This window comes from Shewanella sp. Isolate8, from assembly GCF_022398495.1.
In the GTDB taxonomy this organism is placed as follows: domain Bacteria; phylum Pseudomonadota; class Gammaproteobacteria; order Enterobacterales; family Shewanellaceae; genus Shewanella; species Shewanella aquimarina.
In genome coordinates, this window is the sequence record NZ_JAKEVI010000003.1 from 608775 (window position 1) to 633864 (window position 25090).

Below are 25090 nucleotides of genomic sequence, written 5' to 3' on the forward strand. Positions count from 1 at the left end.
CGCTGTTTCTGTTGCCGCCTAGGCCTTACCCAGGCCGCGCAAATAATTGGTTTTATCCCGATTGACGAAGGCCACTAGGGAGAGCATCACGGGCACCTCCACCAGCACCCCCACCACTGTAGCTAGCGCCGCACCCGAATGCAGGCCAAACAATGAGATGGCCACGGCCACCGCCAGCTCGAAGAAGTTAGAGGTGGCGATCATACAGGCAGGCGCCGCCACCTCCTGTTCCAGCCTGAGTCGCTTAGCGGCAAAATAGGCAATGAAGAAGATGCCATAGGTCTGGATAAGCAAGGGTATGGCGATCAGCAGGATGTTCTGCGGCTGTTCCAATATGGTGTTGGCCTGCAGGCCAAACAGCAGCACCACGGTCGCCAGTAGTCCCAGAATAGACCAGGGCTTGAGGCGAGCGACAAAGCCCTCGACGCTCAACACATGACCCTTCTTATTCAATAAATTACGGGTGATCACGCCGGCGACAAGCGGCAGTACCACATAAAGCACCACTGAGATCAGCAGCGTCTGCCAGGGCACCTGGATGTCGCTGACGCCCAGCAGGAAGGCACAGATAGGCGCGAAGGCAAACACCATGATGATATCGTTCACCGACACCTGCACCAAGGTGTAGTTAGGATTGCCCTTGGTGAGCTGACTCCAGACAAACACCATGGCGGTACAGGGCGCCACACCCAGCAGGATCATGCCGGCGATATACTCACTGGCGGTCTGCGGATCGACCCAGGAGGCAAACAGCACACGAAAGAAGAGCCAGCCCAGCAGTGCCATGGTAAAGGGCTTGATCAGCCAGTTCACCACCAGGGTCAGCACCAGTCCCTTGGGGCGCTTGCCCACATCCTTCACAGCCGAGAAGTCGATCTGTACCATCATAGGGTAGATCATCACCCAGATAAGCAGGGCGATCAGCAGATTGACGCTGGCATATTCAAAGGAGGCAATTAGGGCAAATTGCGCCGGCAGCAGATAGCCCAATGCGACACCAGCCACTATGGCCTGCCCTACCCAGACACTCAGATAACGTTCAAATAGTCCCATGGACTTATCCTTTACAACAGACTTGTACCCGCTCGGGACGCTGACCCATCTTAGCCAGACGGGCCTGGGCCTGACGCAAGAGTTCAGGGTTGCCCGCCAGGGTCTTTTGGATCACCTCGCCAGCCCAGGCGGGTAGCTCGGGGTTGATACGGTAAAACACCCACTGACCCTGACGACGGTCACTTAAAAGCTCTGCCTTACGCAGCTGCGCCAGGTGACGTGAGACCTTAGGCTGGCTCTCGTCCAGCGCCACCATCAACTCACACACACACAGCTCGCCCTCGGCCTGGATCAACAGCAGGCTCAGCAGGCGGGTCTCATCGGAAAGGGCTTTAAAGATTGCGACGGCCATTGGCACTCCCACACATAAATATATGGCTAAGCATATATATGCTTTTCCGTATATTCAAGTCTTGTTTGCCACGCTTGTAACACGACACGCAGCAGTGAGCAGACACAAAAAAAGCGAGCCATCGGGCTCGCTTCCTATCATTTAAAACATCAGTATTTAAAATATCAGTCTGAATATGTCGGATTAGTTACCGGCAATCTTCATCTCATCGAGCAGTATGGCACCGGTGCGGATAGAAGATCGCAGATCCCGCTCCTTACCCACGGCCACCATGTTGCGATACATACCCTTGAGGTTACCGGCTATGGTGATCTCTTCCACGGGGAATTGGATCTCGCCCTTCTCCACATAGAAACCGGCGGCGCCGCGAGAATAATCGCCAGTCACGCCGTTGACCCCCTGACCCATAACTTCGGTGACAATAAGACCTGTGTCCATCTGCTTCACCAGCTCATCGAAGGTCTGCCCAGTATGAGAAAGCGTCCAGTTATAGATACCACCTGCATGACCCGTGTTAGTCAGGCCGAGCTTGCGCGCCGAGTAGCTGGTCAGCAGATAGGTAGAGAGAATGCCGCTGTCGATGATGTTGCGATCGATTGTCGCCACACCTTCGCTGTCATAACAAGCGCTGGCCAGTGCCCCCTTGAGGTGCGGCTGCTCGGCGATGGTAAACCACTCGGGGAAGATCTGGGTATCTATGGCATCGAGCAGGAAGCTCGACTTGCGATACAGGCTGCTGCCGCTGATGGCGCCTACCAGATGCCCCATGAGGCCGGTGGCCACGTCAGGTGCAAACAGAATCGGCAGCTTAGTGGTGGCTATCTTGCGTGCCCCCAGACGGCTCAAAGTCTTCTTGGCGGCCTGCTGACCTACCGACTCGGGCGTCCATAGGTCTTCGAAGCGGCGGGCGACCGTGTAGTCGTAGTCACGCTGCATATGACCGTCTTGCTCGCCGATCACCACGCAGCTCAGGCTGTAGCGTGAGCTGACATAACCATTTAAGAAGCCATGGCTGTTGCCATACACCTTGGCACCTGTGTGCGCATTGGCACTGGCACCGTCGGAATTGATGATGCGGGCATCGCTATCTAACGCCGCCGTTTCGGCGCTTGCCGCCAGGGCTTCGAGCTCGGCAGGCGCAGCCTCGTGAGGATAGTAGAGTTCGAGATCTTCTATCTGCTTGGCCATCAACTCGGCATCTGCCAGACCATTGAAGGGGTCTTCCGAGGTGAAGCGGGCGATATCGTCGGCGGCCTTCACGGCGCGGCGAATCGCCTCAGGGCTCAGATCTGAGGTCGATGAACTCCCCTTGCAGCCATCCCTGAACAGTGTGATCCCCAGCGCACCATCTTTATTAAACTCAACGGTCTCAACCTCTTTCAGGCGCGTAGAGACTGAGAGTCCCTGCTGCTTACTGATGGCCACTTCGGCCCCCGAGGTACCCAATTTGGCGGCATATTCCAATGCCATAGACACGGCGTCTTTCAGTGAATTCAATCCGGTTTCGATGCTGGGAGAAGGCACAAATCTACTCTTTTGTTATCAAACGTGGCCGTAGCATAGCAAACCCGTCAGGCTTTCACATTAAATAACTGAGCCGTTTCGTAGGCGATATTGGCCGGAAATGGTATCATTAGGGGAGTTATGGCTTAGACCCCAGAGAGTTTTAATGAATAATATTGTTGGTGACTCAGAACACTTTAAACAGCCCTTCGATCATGACGATGATTACGTCAGCAGAGCCGATATAAAGCGCGAGATTGCCATTTACCAAGAGCTAGGTAAGAAACTGGTCTCCCTCAGCAAGAGCCAGCTGAAGAAGCTGGAGCTGGACGAGCTGCTGCACGATAACATCTTGAAAGCCAAGACGATCCGCATCAATAGCGAGGCCCATCGCCGCCAGCTGCACTATGTCGGCAAGCTGATGCGCAACGTGGATATCGACGAGCTGCAGGCAAACCTGAAGAACGTGCTCAACCAGAATCGTAACGAAAGCTCTAAGCAGAACGTCGCCGAGAAGCAGAAAGATCAGCTGCTAAGTGGCGGTGATGAGGCGATTCAGGCCCTGCTCGAACAGCATCCAGGCCTAGAGCGCCAGAAGCTGCGCCAGCTGGTGAGACAGGCCAACAAGGAGCTGACCAAGAAGCCCGACGAGGCCTCTAAGTCTGCCGCCGAATTGGTCAAGTATCTGCGCGCCGAGACCGGCGAATAGGCACGACTAGTTCAAGAAGATAGTCCCTCGAAAAGATAGCCTTTCGAGCAAATAGCCTTTCGCGAAAATAGCCCGTCATCAGTGCGGGCTATTTGCTATTTAAACGGTACCTGACGCCCAGATAGGCTAGCAGAAGATAGACCAGGGCCAAGCCCCATAACTGCCACCAGAAGCCGGCAACACTACTCCAGCTAGCCCCCATCTGATTTAACTGCAACATGCCCTGTATGCTAGGTATGGCGGGGATCACCTGGGCGATCCAGATAAGCGGCGACGGGATCAACTCAAACGGCCAGATAAACCCTGAGACAAACAGGATCGGCATAGAGATCAGCAAAAGCACCTGGGTCGGCAGATCACGCCGGGTAAACATACAGCTAAAGGCGACACCGGCAATTGCCGTACAGATAACGAAGGGCACCAGAAACAGGACCACCTGGGATAGCACGCCCTGTACGCTGACCCCATACCAGTAGTTACAGAAGCCCACATAGAAGCTGGTAAACAGGCTGTAGATAAGGGCGAACACACTCACCCGGGCAAAAATAAGCTTCATGGCAGGCACCTGCTGCCAGTAGCCCTCTCTTCCCCATTGCCCCGCACCGAGTATGCCCGCGCCAATAAGCAGGGTCTGGTGCAGCACCAATAACAGCACGCCAGGCACCACATAAGGGGTGTAGCCCAGGCTCGGATTAAAGGCGGGTACGCTGTTGAGCTTAATCGGCTCCAGGTCATGTTTCACCTGTTTGGCCGAACTCCCCCTGGCCAGCAGACCATTAAATTGTACATATTTGCCCGCATCGATCCCGGCGGACACTAGCCCTTCGAGCACGGCAGAGTAGATTAAGAAGTAGTTGGCATCGCCGCCGTAGGCTAAGGTCACCCCTTTTTGACGAATGAGATCCCGCCTGAACCCTTCAGGGATCACCATATAGCCGTGGGCTCTACCCGAGGCGATCCAGTCCTCCGCCTGGTTAATATTATTCAGCTCAGCGACGACCTCAAGCTTGGGGCTGGCATCGGCATGGCGAATCAACTGACGACTCAGGCTCGAGTGATCCCCGTCGACGACGACTATCTGTTGCTTGGTCGGCACTTCATGCAGATAAGGCAGAGGATAGAGCACAGAATAGAAGAGCACGCCACCAAACAAGGTGATAGCGATCGCCTTGTCTGTCACGATCGACTTAAAGTCTGCCCACATCAAAGACCAGAAATCCATATTAAGGCGCCTCATTCATAGGCTGAGTGCTGGCTTCGGCAGACCATTCCCGCCTGACCCGACGAGCCAAGACCACAATCACAGGCACCAACAACAAGAAGCCCCAATAGCTAGTCACCTGCTGGACAAAGACAGCAAAATCCTGGCCATAACTCACCACACCAACATGGGTATCTATGTAGTGGCTCGATGGCATCAGCTTTCGCCACCACTGAGCCAACTGCGGCATCTCCTGGGTTGGAAAGGTGATCCCCATAAAGGGAAATGCCGGAGCAAATAGCGCGGTGCAGAAACTGATCACCCTGGCGGCGTCTTGCAACAGGAAGAAGATGGTGAGCACCAGCAGCCACACCGCCAACAACATCACTATCTGCGCCAACAATAGCTGACCGAATACCCCCGCCAGCGGCAATCCCAGGTATTGATATAGCAGGGTCAGGATCAGGCGCCCCTGCAGCACGATCAAGGGTGTATAAACCAGCATCTTAGCCCATAACACACGCCGCGTGCCCAGGCTAAACCACTCGGTCATGGTCTCCTGTCTTAGCTCCCGATTAAGGGAGTTGGCAAACACTAACATGGCGAGCAGTTGCCCCAGGGCGAGCAGTATCGGTGGCAGCAAGAACACCACATAGTTGCTGTTAGCATTATAGAGCGCGCTTATCTGGGTCTTCACTAAGTTAAGGTTCACTTCGGCCTGCGCCATAGGCACACCCGCGGCCAATTGCTTCAAGAGCGCCTTGCTCTTGAGCCCATCGGCCAGGCTGAGCTGGATCTGACTCGATAACAGCTTACCAACCAAGAGGTACTGACTGTTGTAACGTATATCTATGGTTGGCTGATGACCCGTGAGTAGATCGCGATTGAGCTGAAACGGCAACACCACCATGGCATAGGTTTCGGCGCTCTCCATCGAGGCCTTGGCACTATTGATGTCTTGATAATGAATTGGGGTGATCACAGAGTTAGCCTGTAGCCGTCTCACCAGCATACGGCTGATCTGACTCTGATCCTGATCGACGATCGCTACGGGCAACTCACGTGGCAGACCGGCACTAAATAGCCACCATAAGCCGAATATCCCCACCAAGGGGATATAGCTCACTAAGGCGAGTTGCCAAGGGTCATTCCACAAGGCGATTAACTCGCGTTTAATTAGCTGCTTCATGGTGGCCAAGGCTTAACGCACCAGCAGAGTTGTCATGCCCACTCTCAGGTCGGCGATCGGGGCGTTTGGCCGCAACTCCATCTCGAAGGTGCGCATATCGAAGTCGTGACCGCTCTCGGTAGAGCGCCAGGTCGCAAAGTGCCCCATAACACCAATATGCTTGATGGTGAACGGATAACTGGCCCCCAATGCCGGAATCTCGACCTCGAGGGTGTCGCCTATCTTGTAGTTTTTAAGCTGATCCTCACGCACCTGGAAAACCGCCCAGGCATCCTGCATGTCGATAATGCTCACCACGGGGAATCCGCTCGGCGCCAGCTCACCTGGCTGCAACAGGACTTCGCTTACCTCGCCGGCTCTGGGCGAGCGCATCTGACTGTCGGCCAAAATGGCACTAACCTCTTTCACCGCCCCCTCGGCCATACGGGCATTGCCTTCGGCCGCGGCCTTGGTCTCTTCGCGAGCGCCCTCTTCGGCCATCTGATACATGGCGTAGGCCGCCTGCTCGGTATACTTGGCTGCCTGCCACTGGGTAAAGGCCTCGTCGCGTTTCTGGCGCGCCAGCACCCCTTCGCTAAACAACACCTCTACGCGTTTATAAGTGGTCTCGGCCAGGGTCGCCGCCGCCTTGGCTTTCAACCATTGCTCTTTCGACGCGGCAACCTGCTGCTTACGGGCGCCGTTATCCGCCTCCTGTTGCAAGGCCTTGGCAGCATCGCGGCCTCCCTGGGCCTGCATCAGCTTGGCGTTGAGCTCGGGACTGTCGATGGCAAATAACAGATCCCCCTCGGCCACCCGATCGCCACGGCGCACCAGCACCTTGGCGACCCGTCCCGGCACCTTGGAGGAGATGTTATATTCCCTGGCCTCTATCTGCCCCTGTAGTCGTTCGGGCTTAGGGGTATGGGCTAACTTTAATCCGTACCCGAGTAAAGCCACCAACACCAGTAAGGCGACAACGGCTAAGGCTCTATTAGTTCGCATTGACTCTCTCCTGGGCACTCGATGAGCGACCGATAAATTCATCTAACTGGCCACTGATGGCCATCAATCTGGCATAGGCCTGCACATAGCGGTACTGGGCCGCCAACTGTTGGGTCTGCACGCCGCTCAGCTTGAGCTCGGCGTCAACTTTCTCAATCGAAGTCGACAGCCCCTGACTGAAGGCGAGATCCCTCAGGCGTTTATTCTCTTTGGCGAGGGCCAGCGATAGGTTGAGTGACTCTGTCTCCTCTCTGGCCTGCTCGAGCTGGCGATAGCTCTGGTCCAGCAAGAGGCTGAGATCCTGCTGGGTCTGCGCCTTGGTATAACGTGCCTGAAGCAAGGCACTGCGGGCGGCTTCGACCTTGCCACTGCGTCCGTCGCGACTGATTAGCGGGATCTTCACCCCGACGCCGACCATCCAATCGGGCTCCATCTTGGCCAGTAGGCTATCGTCTTCATATAGTGTGTAGTTGCCGTAAAGAAAGACTGTGGGGTAATAACTGCCCTTCTCTACGTCGATAAGGCCATTGGCCTGGACTTCCTTGGCTTCCAGCAGCTTGAGCGCCGGGTGTGTCGTCAGGGTCAGCTGGCTTAATTGACCTAAAGAGGGCGAGTTTTCCAGCATAAACAGCCTGGAGGCGGTATCGATATTCTCCCGATGTAACATGCGCGATAGGGCGATCTGAGTCATCTCCAGCTGACGCTTGGCGCTGGCATAATCCACTCGGGCATTTTCCAACGCCACCTGGGCGTTGAGACGCTCGACCTTGGCGATCTGTCCCTGCTCTTCCAGCTTGACGGCATGTTCGGCATGCTCGCTCAAGGCATCCACCAGCTGGCCTCGGGTGGTCATCAGGGCATGACTCACCGCCACGCCATAATATCTGTCCACCAGCTTGATGAAGAGATCCCGCGTCGACAGCTGATGCTGCTGCTCCTTCTCGGCGACTTGCGCCTCATGGATCCCCTGCGCGGCGCTGATACGACCGCCGGTATAGATGGGCCACATCGCCTGCAGACTGGAGCGGAAGACATCCTGCTCGGTAAAAGGGGTAATAAACAGCGAGCCAGGAATGGCGCCTAGGGCGGCGCCGAGCGCCGGAGGCAGACTCGCGGGATCGAGGCTGGCTAAGGGATTGAGATCCCTCAGGTCCAGCTCCAGGGGCTTCTCTAAGCGTGTATAGCTGCCGTTGATCGACAGCGAAGGCAGGTTGAGATCCTCCCCGGCGGCCTTTTCGGCCTGGGCACGGTTGACCTCCTGCTGACTGGCCTGCAGCTTGTCGCTGACCTGTAGCAGCTGCTGCCAGGCCTCGCCAAAGGCGAGCTCTTGCGCCTGCGCCGCATGCCCCACCAGGGTCAACAACGACAGCCAAATAACATGTGAATATCTCATCTACACCTCTAGAGCTAATACTCTACTTCCTTGGCAAATGTTAACACCCTATGGAGGCGTTGAGAAGCAGGCCTTGTAGGCAAGCTTCTCTAGCGCCTTATCGGCAGTCTTCCCAGCAATCGCCGCTAACGCTTTCTACAGACAACGAGATCCGGCGAACTAGGCCGTGCCGCCCACCGTCAAGCGATCGAGTTTCAGGCTAGGCTGGCCCACACCCACGGGCACGCTTTGACCATCTTTGCCACAGACACCGACGCCCTTATCGAGCGCCAGATCGTTACCTACCATAGAGATCTGCCCCATGGCCTCCGGGCCGTTACCAATGAGAGTCGCACCCTTGATCGCCTGGGTGATCTCGCCCTTCTCTATGAGGTAGGCTTCGGACGCCGAGAACACAAACTTGCCCGAGGTGATATCGACCTGGCCGCCGCCGAAGTTAGGCGCGTAGATCCCCTTGTCGACCGACTTGATGATATCTTCAGGCGAGCTGTCGCCAGCTTCCATATAGGTATTGGTCATACGCGGCATCGGCAGATGCGCATAAGACTCACGGCGACCATTACCGGTTGAGGCCTGGCCCATCAGACGGCCGTTAAGCTTGTCTTGCATATAGCCCTTGAGGATACCGTCCTCAATAAGCACTGTCTTCTGCGTCGCCACCCCTTCATCGTCTATGCTCAGCGAGCCGCGGCGATTCTCCAGGGTGCCATCGTCCACCACAGTTACCAGGCTTGACGCCACCTGCTGGCCGACCAGGCCACTAAAGGCGCTGCTGCCCTTACGGTTAAAGTCACCCTCCAGGCCATGCCCCACGGCCTCGTGTAGCAAGACGCCGGGCCAACCGGCCCCCAGAACCACAGGCATCTCGCCGGCGGGCGCATCTATGGCGGTCAGATTGACCGAAGCCTGACGCACGGCTTCGCGGGCAAAGGCAAAACAGCTGGGCAGACCGTCGTCGCCCGACTCGAAAAAGACTTGATAATCGTGGCGTCCGCCGCCACCGCTGGCGCCGCGCTCGCGCTTGCCTTCCTGCTCTAGCACCACGCTACAGTTGAAACGTACCAGCGGACGAATATCCGCCGCCAGGGTGCCGTCACTGGCCGCCACCAAGATCTCCTCATGCACGCCAGAGAGGCTGATCACCACCTGTATGATGCGCGGGTCCAGGCTGCGTACATAGGCGTCTGCCTGTTTAAGCAGTTCAATCTTCTTCACCTCTTCCATGGCGGCGATAGGGTCGGCGCTCTGATAGAGCGGCGTCACCTTCTGCTGTTTCCAGGCCTGCACACCACCGCTCTTGCCCGCCGCCGAGATGCCGCGAGCCGCCTCGACCGCCGCGCTAAGCGCCACGGGGGTGATCTCATCGGCATAGGCGAAGCCCGTCTTCTCGCCGCTGATGGCACGCACGCCCACACCACGCTCGATATGGAAGCTGCCCTCTTTGACTATGCCATCTTCTAACACCCAAGACTCGTGGCGACTGCCCTGAAAATAGAGATCGGAAAAGTCCACCTGATGCTGATGAATGCTATTGATATAGCCTTGCAACTGATCCAGCGACAATCCGTCTTGCAAGAGGCTCTGTTCTACTTGGGTTAAAAATGGCATTAATTCTCTCTCTTTGGCGCCTGCATGAAGACGCAATTTTATTATCTCTTTAATTTGGGTGGCTCGAAACGATTGTGCTCGACCACTGGGATGTTACGACGTATCCCCTCAATGGCCTTAAGGTCTATCTCTGCCGACAACCAGCCACAACCTTCGGGTTTGATCGCCTGCACCTCCCCCCAAGGAGAGATGACGCAGGAGTGTCCCCAGGTCTCGCGCCTGCCCTGATTGTGCTCGCCCCATTGAGCGGCCGCCAACACAAAGCACTGGGTCTCTATGGCTCTGGCCTGCAGCAGGGGCAGCCAGTGCACCCGCCCGGTCACCCGGGTAAAGGCCGCCGGCAAGACGATGATCTCCGCCCCCTGCAGACGCATGGCCCGAAATAGATCGGCAAACCTGATGTCATAGCATATCGCCATCCCGACCTTACCGAAAGGCGTATCGACGACGGTTACCGCCTCACCGGGGCAAAAGGTGTCACTCTCCCGGTAGGACTTAGTGCCATCGTCCACATCCACATCGAACAGGTGCAGCTTGTCGTAATGGCCTAAGGTCTCGCCGTTGTCGTCAAACAGATAGCTGCGGCTAAACACCCGCCCCTCATCCGCCAGGATAGGAATGGTACCGGCCACCAGATAGACACCATACTGCTTGGCCAAGGCGGCCAGGGTCTGCTTGAGTTCGCTGTCGGCATCATTGCCGGCATAGGCCAGCTGCTGGCGCTCGTGACCACCAAACAGCAGACAGCACTCTGGCAGCACCACCAAATGGGGGCGCTCACTACTCTCTAGCAGATCAAGCTGCTCGCGAATAAACTTGAGGTTCTCCTCGACGTCGCGACCACTCTGACATTGTAATAGGCTGACCTGCATCGCTTGGCTCCTTGTTCACCGGCTTTTCCTGTGATTCTTGCTGTTGCGGCGCCTGAGGTTCTTGCTCGACGGGCTGCTGGCCGGTCGGCGTCTCCTTAAACTCGGGCATGGCTTCGACCGCACTCTTAGGGATAGCGACACCCGATGGCATCACCTGCTCATCTGCCGAAACTGCCACTGGCTGAGCTGCAGGCTGTTGCACCTGATTCTGTTGTTGCTGCTGTGCTTGCTGAAGCTGTTGTTTTGGCTCTTGCGCCTTTTCCTGTTTAGGCTCTTTCGATTCACTCTGGGGCTTAGTCTCTGCGCCAGGCTGCTGTTCTGGTTGGCGAGGCAAGACAGACTCGGGGATCTCTATCTCCTTGCTCTTACGCTCCAGCTCCTCGAGCTTAGGCTCTGACATGGTGCCCGTCAGCCTGAAGCGAATTTCCGAGATCACCTCGATCACCGGCTCCAGCACCTTGGTCAGAGCAAACGCGCCTAGGCCTAGGGTCCAACCACCAGTGCTGAGCAGCACCACGGTCGGCACGCTGGAAGCCAATTGCGGCACGAAACGTATGTCATAATTGAGGCTCTCTGTGGTGAGGTCGGTATAGCCCCGCACCTTCATGTTACCCGCCACCGCATCCATCTCGGAATCTGTGGTCTTTACCACGCCGTTGTCCAGCTTGAGGGTACCGGTAAAGGCGTTAAAGTAGAGCCCCTTGCCGAAGACATCGGAGAAATCCAGCGACAGCTTACGCAGCAGGGAATCCAGGCTGAACAGGGAGAAGATACGCGCGCCCTTGTCGCTCACCTCTGACAGATGGCCCTTGCCTAGCTTATAACTTATCTGGCCGTTGAGAGTCTCCAGCGAGAAGGCGTGGGGTGCTCCCTGCCAGGACAGCTCGGCCTGCAGATCCAGCGGCGCCTCCTTGAGACCCGGGTCTATGCCCAGCCGCTCGGAGACCTCATCGAACTGCTTGGCCTTGAGATCCACTTCAAACTCGGTCAGGTTCTGCCCCTCACTGTTCGACCAGGCACCCTTACCCTTGAGGGTGATCCCGGGCGTGGTGATGGCGATTGTCTGAATCTGATAGTCGCCATTCTTGGGGGTCGCCTGCAACACCAGGTGACCGAGAGACTTGCCGTGGACACTAAACTGATCCACATCCACCGCCAGCGGCGGCAGTATGCTAAGCACCTCGTCGCCGGCTAACTCAGACTCATCGCCTTGTGTGCTTTCGGGGGCAAAGTTAAACCGGCTCGCCACCAGCTTTAACCCCTGAGTCGACCAGTCGGGATAGAAATCGACCCGGCCGCTAAATTCGTTTGCGTTACCCTCGAAGCGCCAACCATGCTCTGTGGGATAGGCCTCCAGGCTCAACTCGGTCAGCGGCTGCCCATAGAGATTTAACTGGCGTACCTGGCCGTCGACCGCGATCAAGGGCGGGAAGAAATGGCTCTTCTGAGGCGCTTCTTCTGCCTGCAGCAGCGGGGTTTCTTGTGTCTGTCCTTCAAGGGCCTGACGCATGGCGGCATCCAGGGAGGATTCCAGCGCGGCGTCCCCCATGAATCCCTTGATGATGGGTAGCCAGGGGGCAAACTCGGTGGCAGGCATGTCCAGCTGTAGATGGCCGGCCTGACGCTTGAGTTGATCGCCGGGCTTAAACAGGCGTCCCAGCAGCAGGTCGAAGTGCGCCAGATGGTCGCCCGACTGCTCGTCGAAACCGCCCCAGAACTCCATCTGGTCCCCAAGCTTGGCCCCCAGGGAGGCCTGCTTGTTATCGCCGATAAGCTCGAAGGAGAGCGCTCGCTGACTGTCCACCGTCTTGGCAAACTTACCCGGCAGGCTGAGCTCGACGCCCTGCATGTCGCTCTTCACCTGCGCCTGAATACGATAGCCCAGCTCATCGAAGATCAGCGTCATGGCGCCCTGCCAATCCAGCTCGCCGCTATAGTAATCCTTCAGTGGATTATCCAATGACGGTGGGAGCGAGGCCAGTGCCCACTTACCCTGCATATCCAGGTTCAGGCCATAATTTTTGTTGCTCTTACCGGTATCGAAGCTGAAACTCACGGGTTGCTCGAACAGACGGGCCTGTATCTCCTCGCCCGTCACCACATCGTTGGCAAAATGCACCACACCGGTTACGCCCTCGAGCTGCACGCCCGGCTGAGTAACATAAACGGGGGTGTTGTCGAAGCTTACCTGTCCCAATATCTGCGCTTTGCCGCCATGATAGAGGGGAATACTCAGATCCAGCTTGCCCGAGACATCGCCTTGCACCTGCACCACCTCGAGTGTCGCGCCAACCGTATCGGCCAGGGGCGAGCGCAGCAGCACCTGCTTGGCCGCATCACCCTGAGTGCGAAGATCCGCCTTCACCGTCAGCAGAGTCTCATGACTCATACGCGGAATGGCCACGTGGGCACCGTCGGCGGGGACATCCATTAACATCCCCTTGTTCACCCAGATATCCATAGCCGCATTTTCAAACAAGGCATCGAGACTCAGCTCGGTCACCTCGGGCCAATCGGGCTGGAATTGATAGCGAGCCTGATTCAGGGAGAAACCGGCCTGGAATACGCCGCTATTGTCGTCATAAGGAAAATGCTTGAGGGCGCCGTTCCACACCACCTTGGCATCCTGGCTCTGTCCCGCCTTGATGGCGCCGCTGAGGTAATCGACAAGCGACTCACTCATCCCATGTTTCGGAAAATAGTATTTGGCCCTGGCGGCGTTTTTCACCTGTACATCGGCAAGCAGATTTAGGCTGGCTTCGCCTGAAAAGCCAAACTTCATGGCCGCGTCGAGATCCAGATCGGCGTTATAGAAATGCAGCTTAGGCGCAACCAGCGCCGCCTCGCCCATGGCGTATTTAAGCGTAAAGGCATCGCCGTCAAGCGACAGTGGCGCCTCGAAGCCGCCATTAAAATCCAATCGATAATGCTGCTCGGGCGCAGACAGATAGAGATCGCTGCCCTGGATGCCGAGCATGAGATCGATCGCCTCGGCCCCCGGAATGGAACCACTCGCCTGCCAGGCAAACTGAGTTAACTGCGCCGACAGGGCAAAGCCCTGCTGCTCGCCATAACCCAACTTGAGCTGCTCTATGGTGCCACTGGGATCTATCGTCTGCCACAGGTGGAGGCCATCGAGATCCATGCCGGGCACTAGTGGCAACAGGGGCAGCAATACCTTGGCATCGAGTTGATTGATATTGGCCATCAGCTGGTCGTCACGCTTACGCGCGCCAATATGCAGCACCGGCCAGGCCTGGCCATTGGTCACAAAGGCCAGATCTGAGCTGGTCAGTTGCCAACCCGAGAATTGCGGCTGCCAGTTGAATTGCCCGCCCTGTATCTCAAATTTTTGCTGCTCGCCCTTGAGCTCCCATTGCAACCAGCTCGGCTCGAAGGCGACCGTCGCCGCGGTAAAGGCTCGGTTGGAAAATTCGGCCCAGGCCTGCAGGTTCACCACGCCTTCTAGAGGCAGCTTCTTACCCGAGGCATAAGGGTTTTCCTGGCGCGATGCCCATTCGCCGAGATCCAGTGAGTTGGCCGCCAGATAGAGCTGACCGGTCAAAGACTCGGGGCTATGACCATCGCCGCGAATATCGACGGCGAGAGAGAGGCGCTCGACCTCAGAGGCCCGCTCGTCGAGAAACAGCGCCCCCTCGGCCCGGTGTCGCCCGGCTAAGTTGCGCCAGCGCAGGTCCCTGACATGAATAGGCCTGAACTTATGGGAGCGACTGATCAGCTGCATGGTCACATCTGTGATAGAGAATCGATCGAACTGCTCCAGCATCAGGGCATAGAGCCAATCGGTATTCTGCTCCACCACAGGGGCATCGCTGCTCTGCTCGCCCTTGCCGCCCTGACCAACGCGATCCAGGTCCAGGGCAATCTTAACCCCTTCGAAGATCACATTCTCAATTTGCGGCGAGGCCGAGACCAGGCTGTCCCAGAAATCCAGCTTGAGATGGACATTATCTATGATGAAGGTGACCGGCAGATTCTCCTGCACGGGCAACACCAGATGCTTGATGGTCACCGCCGGGCCGAACGCCTGCCATTCGGCGGTCAGCTCTGACACTTCGACCTTCACCTGATACTGCTCATAGATATAGCTCACCAGCTCCTGACGGACCTGATCCAGCTTAGGCAGCAGGCCTCTGAACAGGCTGACACTCAGGGCGAAGAGCACCACTATGATGGCGATCATCTGCCAACATAGGCGGCCGAAGGTGCGGGGACAGAATGGGCGGGACACTACATTATCACCACATCGAATTTGTTTTGCGCGTACATGGGCTCGTTTTGCAGACGCACATGCTTGCCGATATAGGCTCCTAGCTCTGCCACCAGATGACTCTCCTCGCCGGTGAGGCTGTTATAAACCGTGGGGGCGCAGTAGACCAGGAACTCGTCGGCATCATAGCCGCGGTTGAGGCGGATGATCTCACGGAAGATCTCATAGGAGACGGTTTCGACTGTCTTCAGACTCCCGGTACCGAAACAGGCCGGACACTCGCCACACAGCACATGTTCCAGGCTCTCGCGGGTACGCTTACGGGTCATCTCCACCAGGCCGAGGCCCGAGAAGCCGCTGACATTGGTCTTCACCCTGTCGTTGGCCAGCGCCGCCTCCAGGGTACTGAGGACACGCTTCTTATGATCTTCGTTCAGCATGTCGATAAAATCTATGATGATGATCCCCCCCAGATTACGCAGGCGCAATTGGCGGGCGATGGCGTGTGTCGCCTCCAGGTTGGTGTTGAATATGGTCTCTTCAAGGTTGCGATGACCGACGAAGGCGCCTGTGTTGATATCCACAGTGGTCATGGCCTCGGTCTGATCTATGATCAGATAGCCGCCAGACTTGAGCTCTACCTTGCGCCCCAAGGCGCGCTGCACCTCGTTCTCCACATCGTAGAGATCGAAGATGGGTACCCGGCCAGAATAGTGTTCAATCTTGTCGGCGATCTCGGGCATAAACTCCTGGGTAAACTGCAGCAGCTCCTCATAGGTCTGGCCTGAGTCCACCTGGATCTGATCCAGCTCTGTGCCGACGAAGTCGCGTACGATACGCACAGGCAGGGCGAGATCTTGATAGAGCAGCGAGACACCGGGACGCTTACGACGCTCACACACCTTGGCCCAGACTCGGCGCAGGAAAGCCGCATCCTGAACCAGCTCCTGCTCGCCGGCATTCTCGGCGGCGGTGCGGATAATGAAGCCGCCATCTTCGTCGACGAAGGGTTCAGTCAGCCCCTTGAGACGGGCGCGAACCTCTTCGGACTCGATCCGTTGCGACACGCCCACATGGCTGGAGCCCGGCATGAACACCAGATAACGTGAGGGTAAGGTGATATCTGTGGTGAGGCGTGCGCCCTTGGTGCCCAGGGGATCTTTTACCACCTGCACCATGATGTCCTGGCCCTGACGAACCAGCTCGGCAATATCACGCACCACGAAGTTGCCCTTCTCGATATCCGCCACACACTCGGTATGAGGCACAATATCTGAGGCATGAAGAAAGGCCGCCTTGTCTAGACCGATATCCACAAAGGCTGCCTGCATGCCTGGCAGCACCCGGCTGACCTTGCCCTTATAGATATTGCCAACCAGACCACGCTTCATGCGGCGCTCTATATGCACCTCTTGCAGGATGCCATATTCCACCAGCGCTACCCGCGCCTCGGTCGGCGTCACATTGATCAATAACTCAGAACCTATCTTTTTCTGTACTCTGTTTTTGACTATGTGACTCATGCTTACTCACTTAAATATGATTAATGCATTAACGGCCCTAACGGACCGTTAATTTTAGAACAATTTACACCTAAATGGCTCAATCTACTGGGTAAAATGCTAAATGGATAACAGCTTCATCTCGGCCAGCAGCGCCCGGGTTTCCACCAGGGGTAGGCCCACTACCGCCGAATAGCTGCCATCTATGGCCTCGACGAAGCAGCCGCCCAGGCCCTGAATGCCGTAGGCACCGGCCTTATCCATAGGCTCGCCGGTGGCGATATAAGCCAAGATAGCCTGTTCTGTTAGGCCGCAAAATTGCACTTTAGTTTCAACTAATCGAGACAGGGTCCGCTGACCATCGGTCACCGCCACCGCCGTCATCACACTATGGCGCTTACCTGAAAGCGCACTAAGCATCTGCCTGGCGTCTGCTTCATCCTTAGGTTTACCTAAGATAGCCCCCTCTAATACCACTATAGTATCTGAGCCCAACACCACGGCATCCGATTGCCCCCACAGTGCCAATCCGGCATTGGCCTTCTCAATCGCCAGACGCACCACGAACTCTGCGGCACTTTCCCCGGCCCTATGGCTCTCATCGATATCGGCGGCCAGCGCCTCGAAACTAAATTCAGCTTGGCCCAGGCCGACCTGCAACAGCAGCTCACGACGACGGGGAGAGGCAGAGGCTAATACCAGTTGCATGATTATCTCACTTTATAAATACGACGAATGCGTCTCAGCATCCAAAATACCCAAGGCCAGATGATCAGGCTCGACAGGGCTGGTAGGAACAGGCTGGCATCGAAGCTGGCCACATTCACCACAAACTGTGTCCAGAACACCAGCAGATGGTGCAGACACACCAGGCTAGCCACCATCAGGGCCTGTTGCCACATGGGGAAGTTACGCAGCCGCTGGAAATGCAACACCACCACATAGATCACCAGCGACATGGAGAGCGCGCGTATGCCAAGGTGTGCCCCCAGCAAGATGTCCAGCAACACACCCAGTAACCAGGCAGATAAGATGTTATAGCGGTGCGGCAGTGCCATCGCCCAGTAGATCATGACCAGCAGCAACCAGTCGGGACGCCAGCCCTCGACCAGGCCGGGCAGCGGCATGATCTGAAACAACATGGCCAGCAGGAAGCTTAGCCAGACCACCCAACGTCCGTGGGGAATATGCATGCTCATGGCGTCTCCTCCGCTTTAGGCTCGTTGGCTTGCGGCTCGGCTTGAGGCTCGCTCAATTCACTCTGGTTGCCGTCTGGCCAGATCAACAGCAGATAACGAATACGGTCCAGCGCCGCCAGGGGCTGAGCGGTTACCGTGGCATAGCTCTGGCCATCATCACGCTCGACCTTCATAATGCGCGCCACCGGGTAGCCCTCGGGGAAACGTTTACCCAGGCCTGAGGAGACCAGGAGATCGCCGACCCTGAGATCCGTACTCTTCGCCACATGGCGCAGCTCTAGCTCATCGAGCTCACCTATGCCCTGGGCCACCAGACGCACATCGTTGCGGGTCACCCGTACCGGAATGGCGTGGGTCACATCTGAGATCAGCAGTACCCGACTGGTCAGCTCGCTGATCTCCACCACCTGGCCGACGACGCCGTGGGCATCCACCACCGGCTGACCGACGAATACGCCGCTACGGGCGCCATGGTTGAGTACCACATAGTGACGAAAGGGATCGCTGGCCACCTCCATCACCTCGGCAACCATCTTCTTGGAGTCCATATGCACCGGAGAGCCAAGCAAGGCGCGCAGACGATCGTTTTCCTGTCTCAGGTGCTCGAAACGCTGCAGACGCTCGCTCATCAAGAGTTGCTGCCTGAGCAGCTGCTTGTTTTGCTTGGCCAGCATGTTGCGGGTAGCGATACTCTCGGCCGACCAGTCCAGCACGACACCGGGAATATTGGCCACATATTGTAAGGGGCTGAGCAAAGAGGAGATAGATTGGCGAACCGGCTCCAGCCTATCGTTGGCCACCAGTAAGATCACCGACAAAACAATTGCCAATGTGAGCCTGAATTGATTCGAAATACCGCGGGCAAAAATAGGTTTCATAAAACACTTAAGGCAGCGAACCCGGTACCCGCTTTACCCTTTCACCTTGTGGTGTCGGGGCGGCGAGCCATCAGTTGCTATGTCTCGCCCGGAGGATAACCAGAGTCTTGCTGCCTATTTTATTTGGGCCGAATTAGTTTTCGTCAGAGAAGAGATCGCCACCGTGCATGTCGATCATCTCAAGCGCCTTACCACCGCCACGGGCCACACAGGTCAGCGGGTCGTCGGCTACCATCACAGGGATGCCTGTCTCTTGCATCAACAGACGGTCGAGGTCACGCAGCAGCGCGCCACCGCCTGTCAGTACCATGCCGCGCTCAGAGATATCTGAGGCCAATTCTGGCGGAGACTGTTCCAGTGCAACCATCACGGCGCTGACGATGCCAGAGAGCGGTTCTTGCAGCGCCTCGAGGATCTCGTTGCTGTTCAGGGTAAAGCTACGTGGTACCCCTTCGGCCAAGTTGCGGCCGCGCACTTCGATCTCCAGCACTTCGTCACCCGGATAGGCGGTACCTATGGTGTGCTTGATACGCTCAGCCGTGGCTTCACCGATCAGGCTGCCATAGTTGCGACGCACATAGTTGATGATGGCGTCGTCAAACTTATCGCCACCGATACGCACAGAAGAAGAATAAACCACGCCATTTAGCGAGATGATAGCCACTTCGGTAGTACCACCACCGATATCCACAACCATAGAACCTGTTGCTTCCGACACTGGCAGACCGGCACCGATAGCGGCCGCCATCGGCTCTTCAATCAGATAGACTTCGCGAGCACCTGCGCCCATGGCCGACTCACGAATCGCGCGACGCTCGACCTGAGTGGCTCCCACTGGCACACACACCAAGACGCGTGGGCTTGGACGGAATACGCTGTTGTTGTGTACCTGTTTGATGAAATGCTGCAGCATCTTTTCGGTCACATAGAAGTCGGCGATCACGCCGTCTTTCATTGGACGTATGGCCTGAATGTTGCCCGGCGTACGACCCAGCATCTGCTTAGCTTCTGTTCCCACGGCGGCAACCGATTTTTGGCCGCCGCTGCCGCGTTCGCCTCGAATTGCAACAACCGAAGGCTCATTTAACACTATGCCCTCTTCGCGAACGTAAATTAAGGTGTTAGCCGTACCCAAATCGATCGAAAGATCGTTAGAAAAAATGCCACGCAGCTTCTTGAACATGTAACCAGCCTGTCTCAGTGGAGTCGGAAAAATAAAAATCAGGTAACTTTATCAATGCCCCCCGCATTCCACAAGGATATTATGCTGATCCTTAGATAAATATCTGTTCATCATTGGGGCTTGTGTCAGCCTAAGTGAACACTCGCTCAGCAATTGGGAGAGTGGCTATTTTACTTCCCGCCAATAGATGATCTTATCGTGCCCACGGTAGGTGCCAAAATAGGCGTTTGCTCTGGGATCAAACAGGGTATCGGCGGCATTACCTGGATAGTTCCAGTATCCCTTTAACCAAGGCTCGACATGCAGCTTGAGGGGCACCTCGCCCGCCTGATTGGGGATGGCAAAATAGAGATTGCCCAAGCCATTCAGTAAGGCGCCACTTCGCAGCGACAGTCCGCTATCGCTATAGGCCTGCAGATCGGGGAAGCCCGGCGGAAGAACGCGATACAGGCCAGAGGTTGCCGTCTCGCCGGCATCTAAGGAGGTCTGCGAATTAAAAATCGAGCAATTATCGTCGCCATTTAATGTCCAGACCGGCACGCCAGCTGTCACGCTGGAAACATATTCGCTGCGTAGCGGCAGACGCAGGCTCTCGGACTGAGGACCATAGCCGTTTTCCAGCACCATGCGGCCATAGCGAAGCTCGAAGGCCTTACCGTCGCCGATATCGCTGAAGGTAAATCCGCGGCAAGGGGCCGTGGCGTTATCTTGGTAACAGATACCATCTTCATCGCTGACGTCCAGCGCCGACAAAACCAGAGCAAACTCGGCATTAAAAGGAGCCAGCGGCGTCTTGGTGCGCTGGTAACTCGGCTCTGCGCCGATTAACTCAGCGACATTTGGAGAGCTAAGATAATTGACCTGTCCAGAGAGTGCCGGCGCCTGACTGTCACCAATCACAGCAGACCCGGTGCTGTCTTGATAGCTGCGCTCAGCCCACTGATTGCGCTCGGCCTCATCCCTATGTTTATAACGCCACCAATCGCCGATCTGGTAATTGCTGGTCACCTTATCTTGGGCATTTAACCCCGCCACCTCAATTTTTGGCTCGACGCCCGTTTTAAAGCCGAAGGGCTGATCCAGATAGGTGAATGTGCCGCAGCTCTGGTCAGCCTCAGGGGTATTGCCTGTAATGCCTAGATAGGCTGGCGTGAAACGGCCAAACACCTCACTGCTAGCGTGGCTGGCGGGAATGGTTACTCCCTCAAAGCTGACATCGCTGCCAAGCGCTACCTTCATAGTGCCCACCTCGCTCCAGCTTTGATCATTGATGATCTGGGCACTGGCACCAGATGATAGCGAGAACGCCAAACTATCACGGCCTAATACGCCATTGACCCCAGTATCGGGCTGTACCACCTGAGAGATCACAGACAGGCCATTATGCTCGAAGTTTTGCAATGCAGTATTGTCACCGAAATCCTTATCATCATCGCTCTGCCAACAGGCCGCAGTCACCTGCATGCTAAAAGGTTCCCCCGCCGCGGCCAGCACCTTACAGCCTGCATCATAGGGATCGCCGGCATCACAGCGCCCATTGGCACTGACATTGGCAAAATGAAAACCGGCGGGCGCCGAGGTAAAGCTATCACTGTGGGTGAGCACTAGCGTCTCTGAGCCTCCGGCGGGACGCGAAACTGTGTGGTTATATTCGGCGCTAAGCGTCACCACGCCCGCTTCAGGGTAGTTGGCCGACAGGTTGGCAACCCCTTCACCGTTAAAATGCACCTGCACTGTCTGAGTGCCGCCGCCATCAATAACTACCGTATCCGTCGGGGATAACAGGCTGTTCAGGGTAAGCTTGGCCGGATTGTTGACCACGGCCGGGCGCAGATAATCGAAGCCGAAGTTGACCGTCTTGGTCTGGTTGGCAAACAGGGGCTTACACTGCTGCGTCTGAGTATCCTTGGTCACCGCAAACAGGTTAAAGCTGTTACCCGTCTTACAGGCGGTGCTGTCGGGCACATCGAAATAGAATCCCGTATCGGCAAAATCGAGCAGGCACTGGGCATTAGCCACCAGAGCACCGTCGATATAACAGCGATAGGGCGCGGATGGTGCCGTGGCATCTAAGCCGAGTAACACACTGCCACCATCAGGGTGCCATACCTGGGTCTGAGTCGATCCGGTAAAGCCGACATCGGCATATTTATTGTCATTCTTGGTTAACTCGACGCTCGAAGAGACACTCGCTTGAGTCGAGCAGTCGGCGTTGACACAGGCCCGCAGCAGTATGTCTTTGGCGGCGCAGCTCAGCGCATCCGAGGTAAATTCGAGCCGGTAATGATCGACACTTGGCCCGCCCTTATTGCACATGCCACCGAAGTCGGCATCATCCACGGCACTCAGGTCGACATCGACATTACCATTACCATTAATGACCATTGCCCCGCCAGAGGCAAGAGCACCATCGATCGAAGCATTGCCTGTTACTGACACACTGCCCGCTACATAAACAATACCATTTATGTAATTCTGCCCAGCGATTGATAAACTGCCTCGAACATAAATAACTAAATCAGCGGCATTACCAAACTGATTCAATCTTGCTTGGTTTAAATATAAATCATCAAAATATAAGCGAGTACTGGCACCGTTTGTTGCCACATAGCTTCCGTGACTAAAACTGCCCGTGGAAAAATTATAATCTCCCGGAGAGAAACTATAATAGCTTGGTGAACAATAGGTAGATCGCCCCTGCTTTCGACATGTAAGATTTCCTCGAGTAGGCTCCAAATTATCAGGAGGCCATATACCATTTGGGAAATGGTTACCTGAAGGTGGGTCGGTAAAGATCGCATCACACTGAGGCACGGCGAAAACGCCTGTGGAGAATACCAGGTATAACAAACCAGCGAGCAGGGTTAGAAGGAATCTATTCACGAGCCTCAACCTCCACCTTTCGATTAACGCGCAGACAGGCATCGCCATCGCAGTTGCCCACGGCGCAGGTCGCCTCACTGCCGATAAGATATTGGGTTACACTCTCACTCCCAATCGTCACTGTGGTCTGATTGCAACTTAACGCCACGCTACAGCCATGAAAGCCCACTACATTCGGCGGTGTCCAACTAGCTGAGACGCTAGAACAACCGATCACTGTGCCGCTTAACGGAAACAACTGCGCCATGGCAGCATCGGCACCGCTGTTCGCCGCGGCAAAAGCGCGTGTCGCCAAGACCTCCAGGTTTACCCCCTCATCGGCATCGCTGACGATATTGATGAGCGCAGCCGCCATCAGAAACATCACGGTAATGATGAAGATACCTATCACTAGGGCGCTGCCTCGTTGGCTTGATCGATTAAGGAACATTGATCACCTGCACCTGATGTTGATATTGAAAGGTCTGGCCATTCACTTCAAACCGGGGCGACAGCTGCACCACGGCATTGTTAACCAGAGTGCCAGGCGTGTAGTGAATCGGCGCCTCGCTACCTAGATTATTGACCACATACTGGCCCATCAAGGCGCCCGTCCCCATCTGCGCGGGTGTCGGCTGGCTGGTCTGAACCCCATAGCCGTCGTAACGCCTGATGTCGCCGCTACTCAAGAAACAGTAACTCACGGCGCCATTGACCATGAAATAACGCCGCTGAGGCGATGTCTCATCGAAACGCAGCGCATTATTAAACTCGAGCCGATTACCGCTCAACTGCTTGATAGCGAAGATACGTCCCTGAGTCGTCGAAGGCGTGTCTTGATAGAGCTGAGCGGGCGATAGCGGATACACCACTATCTTATGGGCCAGGTTTACTCCCTGCGCCGGCAACATGATGCTGCCGCTGTCTGTCTCGCTATCGGGCGCAATAGGCAGGCTGATATAGCTGGCACTGGCGGTGATAGGCATAAACTCTATGCACTGGCCACCGCTCGTGCTCGCCACTCGAATGCTATTTGGCAGGGCATTACGCAGCTCACGGGTCATGCGCTCAATCACGAAACGGCTCTGGCTCAACACCTGATCCACCGAACTGGACTCGACGAAGATACGGGTGCCCAAGATGACGAAACTGCTCACCCCAACCACCAGGATGCCGAGTATGATGATGACGGTCACCATCTCCACTAAGGTGAAGCCCTTATTCACTCGCCTGCTCATCTGCGGTGATCTGCTCATCAATAGTTACTCCGCAGCGCATGATAGGTGATCACCTCACCACTGGGGGTGGTCACATTGATCGCCACCAGCTTACTGTTCTTGTCGCTGCCGGGATAGGTCACGCTCACCGACAGTTGATAGTTGAGGTACTCCTGGGCATAGGTGCGATCCGAATTCAGCATCTTGCTGGCCTGGGTCAGGCCATGGTAGTCATCCACGTCACGATAGGCGTTGCGCGTCAGGCCGTCAGGGCCAAAATCAGCCTGGTCGGTACAGGGCAGTCCGGCGGGCAAGCCAAGATCTGGCCGCGCCGCAGCGCCGCAAGCGGGCACGCCGCCATTAGGGTTGGCATTCTGATCGTAGCGCTTGCCCCAGATCTCGTTAAGCAGGGAGTGAGCCAGCTCGGCAGAGCGCACCCTGTGTAGTGTCTCGGCGGCGCGATCCGCCTGGGGGAACAGCATGCTGGTGAGCATGACCAGGGCGACGCCTAAGACTATCATGCCTACCACCAACTCGATCAGGGTAAAACCAGAGGCGCGCCTTGATGCCTTGAATCTACTAGCGTCCATGAATATACCCCTGGCTCTCGATAGTAAGATCTAAGGTTTCATCGGCGGCGACCTTGATGGTACAACCCGACGCGCAGCTTCCGGTCACCCGACCATCGCGATCGAATGCCAGGGTAAAGCTGTTCGCCCCACCTAGGCTCAGACCTGTCTGCCGGGGTAGCGACTGGGCATTGCCAGTGACCGTCAGACTATTGCAGTCGGCGCCATAGATATCGGCGCGATAGGCCGCTTCAGTCACGCTCACCTTGTAGCAGCGATCCAGATTGTTGAGGGCCATCAGCTGTACCCGTCTGAGTTCGCTAATCAGTTCGTCTCTGAGGGTATAGGCGCTGTAGCTTGAGGCGGTAAAGAAGCGCGGCAAGACCACCACAGAAAGAATGGCAATCAAGATGATGGTTGTAACCAGCTCTACAAGGGTAAAACCTTGTTGTTTATTCATCGACACCCCAGCTGCAACACGCTGATAGCGTTAAACTTTCTAATAACCTACAGAGTATGGCAAATATTGCCATCGATTTCAGTAATTAGTCTCACTGCAGAGACAAAAAAGGCCTGCAATGCAGG

The 25090-nt window shown here is 56.2% G+C and carries 21 protein-coding genes; 1 reads left to right on the forward strand and 20 read right to left on the reverse strand.

Translation table 11 applies throughout. The annotated features are described in order from the left end of the window. Positions 1-18 precede the first annotated feature (18 nt). The 3 genes from arsB to pmbA form a co-directional block, all read right to left on the reverse strand. Positions 19-1053 carry an ACR3 family arsenite efflux transporter gene (gene arsB, locus L1D43_RS15135; protein ID WP_239852852.1) on the reverse strand — a complete coding sequence of 345 codons (1035 nt, stop codon included), beginning with the start codon at positions 1051-1053 and terminating at the stop codon, positions 19-21. 4 nt (positions 1054-1057) lie between these two features. After that, positions 1058-1405, reverse strand: coding sequence for a metalloregulator ArsR/SmtB family transcription factor (locus L1D43_RS15140; protein ID WP_239852854.1), 348 nt, complete (start codon positions 1403-1405; stop codon positions 1058-1060). Between the two features lie 183 nt (positions 1406-1588). Then, positions 1589-2929 carry a metalloprotease PmbA gene (gene pmbA / locus L1D43_RS15145; RefSeq protein WP_345773711.1) on the reverse strand — a complete coding sequence of 447 codons (1341 nt, stop codon included), beginning with the start codon at positions 2927-2929 and terminating at the stop codon, positions 1589-1591. A 145-nt stretch (positions 2930-3074) separates the two neighbouring features. Here pmbA and yjgA point away from each other — a divergent pair, with 145 nt between their 5' ends. Then, positions 3075-3617, forward strand: a complete 543-nt coding sequence (gene yjgA, locus L1D43_RS15150) for a ribosome biogenesis factor YjgA (protein WP_239852856.1) — start codon at positions 3075-3077, stop codon at positions 3615-3617. An 88-nt stretch (positions 3618-3705) separates the two neighbouring features. Here yjgA and L1D43_RS15155 read toward each other — a convergent pair whose 3' ends face one another. The 17 genes from L1D43_RS15155 to L1D43_RS15235 form a co-directional block, all read right to left on the reverse strand. Next, positions 3706-4839 (reverse strand): ABC transporter permease, encoded by a 1134-nt coding sequence (locus tag L1D43_RS15155; RefSeq protein ID WP_239852858.1) that lies wholly within the window; start codon positions 4837-4839, stop codon positions 3706-3708. A 1-nt stretch (position 4840) separates the two neighbouring features. After that, positions 4841-6007, reverse strand: a complete 1167-nt coding sequence (locus tag L1D43_RS15160; protein ID WP_239852860.1) for an ABC transporter permease — start codon at positions 6005-6007, stop codon at positions 4841-4843. A 12-nt stretch (positions 6008-6019) separates the two neighbouring features. Further along, on the reverse strand, positions 6020-6991 hold the full coding sequence (locus L1D43_RS15165) for an efflux RND transporter periplasmic adaptor subunit (protein ID WP_239852862.1): 972 nt from the start codon (positions 6989-6991) through the stop codon (positions 6020-6022). Beyond that, positions 6981-8384 (reverse strand): TolC family protein, encoded by a 1404-nt coding sequence (locus L1D43_RS15170; RefSeq protein ID WP_239852864.1) that lies wholly within the window; start codon positions 8382-8384, stop codon positions 6981-6983. Before L1D43_RS15170 ends, L1D43_RS15165 begins: the two co-directional genes overlap by 11 nt. 159 nt (positions 8385-8543) lie before the next feature. Further along, on the reverse strand, positions 8544-9992 hold the full coding sequence (gene tldD / locus L1D43_RS15175) for a metalloprotease TldD (protein WP_041510825.1): 1449 nt from the start codon (positions 9990-9992) through the stop codon (positions 8544-8546). Positions 9993-10033: 41 nt separating this feature from the next. Further along, positions 10034-10864, reverse strand: a complete 831-nt coding sequence (locus L1D43_RS15180; protein ID WP_239852866.1) for a carbon-nitrogen hydrolase family protein — start codon at positions 10862-10864, stop codon at positions 10034-10036. Beyond that, positions 10788-15116: a YhdP family protein gene (locus L1D43_RS15185; protein ID WP_239852870.1), complete on the reverse strand. Its 4329-nt coding sequence runs from the start codon at positions 15114-15116 to the stop codon at positions 10788-10790. The genes L1D43_RS15180 and L1D43_RS15185 overlap by 77 nt, the downstream gene beginning before the upstream one ends. Then, positions 15116-16618: a ribonuclease G gene (rng, locus tag L1D43_RS15190; RefSeq protein WP_052813792.1), complete on the reverse strand. Its 1503-nt coding sequence runs from the start codon at positions 16616-16618 to the stop codon at positions 15116-15118. Before rng ends, L1D43_RS15185 begins: the two co-directional genes overlap by 1 nt. A 99-nt stretch (positions 16619-16717) precedes the next feature. Beyond that, positions 16718-17305, reverse strand: a complete 588-nt coding sequence (locus tag L1D43_RS15195) for a Maf family protein (protein ID WP_275659154.1) — start codon at positions 17303-17305, stop codon at positions 16718-16720. A 2-nt stretch (positions 17306-17307) separates the two neighbouring features. After that, complete coding sequence (gene mreD / locus L1D43_RS15200) at positions 17308-17796, reverse strand: rod shape-determining protein MreD (RefSeq protein WP_239852872.1); 489 nt, start codon at positions 17794-17796, stop codon at positions 17308-17310. Beyond that, a complete protein-coding gene (mreC, locus tag L1D43_RS15205; protein ID WP_239852874.1) occupies positions 17793-18674 on the reverse strand; it encodes a rod shape-determining protein MreC in 882 nt (293 codons plus the stop codon). Before mreC ends, mreD begins: the two co-directional genes overlap by 4 nt. Before the next feature lie 133 nt (positions 18675-18807). Beyond that, entirely contained in the window at positions 18808-19857 is a 1050-nt protein-coding gene (locus tag L1D43_RS15210; RefSeq protein WP_011864209.1) for a rod shape-determining protein, read from the reverse strand. Positions 19858-20022: 165 nt separating this feature from the next. Continuing rightward, positions 20023-22242 (reverse strand): DUF6701 domain-containing protein, encoded by a 2220-nt coding sequence (locus L1D43_RS15215; protein ID WP_239852876.1) that lies wholly within the window; start codon positions 22240-22242, stop codon positions 20023-20025. A gap of 490 nt (positions 22243-22732) precedes the next feature. Next, positions 22733-23170, reverse strand: coding sequence for an MSHA biogenesis protein MshP (locus L1D43_RS15220; protein WP_239852878.1), 438 nt, complete (start codon positions 23168-23170; stop codon positions 22733-22735). Beyond that, on the reverse strand, positions 23160-23975 hold the full coding sequence (locus L1D43_RS15225) for a prepilin-type N-terminal cleavage/methylation domain-containing protein (RefSeq protein WP_239852880.1): 816 nt from the start codon (positions 23973-23975) through the stop codon (positions 23160-23162). Before L1D43_RS15225 ends, L1D43_RS15220 begins: the two co-directional genes overlap by 11 nt. Beyond that, a complete protein-coding gene (locus L1D43_RS15230) occupies positions 23975-24526 on the reverse strand; it encodes a type II secretion system protein (RefSeq protein WP_239852881.1) in 552 nt (183 codons plus the stop codon). The genes L1D43_RS15225 and L1D43_RS15230 overlap by 1 nt, the downstream gene beginning before the upstream one ends. Next, positions 24516-24965: a prepilin-type N-terminal cleavage/methylation domain-containing protein gene (locus tag L1D43_RS15235; protein WP_239852883.1), complete on the reverse strand. Its 450-nt coding sequence runs from the start codon at positions 24963-24965 to the stop codon at positions 24516-24518. Before L1D43_RS15235 ends, L1D43_RS15230 begins: the two co-directional genes overlap by 11 nt. Positions 24966-25090 lie beyond the last annotated feature (125 nt).

What these genes read in the sequence shown, in the direction of transcription:
- arsB (WP_239852852.1), bottom strand. Translation starts at nt 1,053, where the DNA reads ATGGGACTATTTGAACGTTATCTGAGTGTCTGGGTAGGGCAGGCCATA.
- L1D43_RS15140 (WP_239852854.1), bottom strand. Translation starts at nt 1,405, where the DNA reads ATGGCCGTCGCAATCTTTAAAGCCCTTTCCGATGAGACCCGCCTGCTG.
- yjgA (WP_239852856.1), top strand. Translation starts at nt 3,075, where the DNA reads ATGAATAATATTGTTGGTGACTCAGAACACTTTAAACAGCCCTTCGAT.
- L1D43_RS15155 (WP_239852858.1), bottom strand. Translation starts at nt 4,839, where the DNA reads ATGGATTTCTGGTCTTTGATGTGGGCAGACTTTAAGTCGATCGTGACA.
- L1D43_RS15160 (WP_239852860.1), bottom strand. Translation starts at nt 6,007, where the DNA reads ATGAAGCAGCTAATTAAACGCGAGTTAATCGCCTTGTGGAATGACCCT.
- L1D43_RS15165 (WP_239852862.1), bottom strand. Translation starts at nt 6,991, where the DNA reads ATGCGAACTAATAGAGCCTTAGCCGTTGTCGCCTTACTGGTGTTGGTG.
- L1D43_RS15170 (WP_239852864.1), bottom strand. Translation starts at nt 8,384, where the DNA reads ATGAGATATTCACATGTTATTTGGCTGTCGTTGTTGACCCTGGTGGGG.
- tldD (WP_041510825.1), bottom strand. Translation starts at nt 9,992, where the DNA reads ATGCCATTTTTAACCCAAGTAGAACAGAGCCTCTTGCAAGACGGATTG.
- L1D43_RS15180 (WP_239852866.1), bottom strand. Translation starts at nt 10,864, where the DNA reads ATGCAGGTCAGCCTATTACAATGTCAGAGTGGTCGCGACGTCGAGGAG.
- rng (WP_052813792.1), bottom strand. Translation starts at nt 16,618, where the DNA reads ATGAGTCACATAGTCAAAAACAGAGTACAGAAAAAGATAGGTTCTGAG.
- L1D43_RS15195 (WP_275659154.1), bottom strand. Translation starts at nt 17,305, where the DNA reads ATGCAACTGGTATTAGCCTCTGCCTCTCCCCGTCGTCGTGAGCTGCTG.
- mreD (WP_239852872.1), bottom strand. Translation starts at nt 17,796, where the DNA reads ATGAGCATGCATATTCCCCACGGACGTTGGGTGGTCTGGCTAAGCTTC.
- mreC (WP_239852874.1), bottom strand. Translation starts at nt 18,674, where the DNA reads ATGAAACCTATTTTTGCCCGCGGTATTTCGAATCAATTCAGGCTCACA.
- L1D43_RS15210 (WP_011864209.1), bottom strand. Translation starts at nt 19,857, where the DNA reads ATGTTCAAGAAGCTGCGTGGCATTTTTTCTAACGATCTTTCGATCGAT.
- L1D43_RS15215 (WP_239852876.1), bottom strand. Translation starts at nt 22,242, where the DNA reads ATGGTCATTAATGGTAATGGTAATGTCGATGTCGACCTGAGTGCCGTG.
- L1D43_RS15220 (WP_239852878.1), bottom strand. Translation starts at nt 23,170, where the DNA reads ATGTTCCTTAATCGATCAAGCCAACGAGGCAGCGCCCTAGTGATAGGT.
- L1D43_RS15225 (WP_239852880.1), bottom strand. Translation starts at nt 23,975, where the DNA reads ATGAGCAGATCACCGCAGATGAGCAGGCGAGTGAATAAGGGCTTCACC.
- L1D43_RS15230 (WP_239852881.1), bottom strand. Translation starts at nt 24,526, where the DNA reads ATGGACGCTAGTAGATTCAAGGCATCAAGGCGCGCCTCTGGTTTTACC.
- L1D43_RS15235 (WP_239852883.1), bottom strand. Translation starts at nt 24,965, where the DNA reads ATGAATAAACAACAAGGTTTTACCCTTGTAGAGCTGGTTACAACCATC.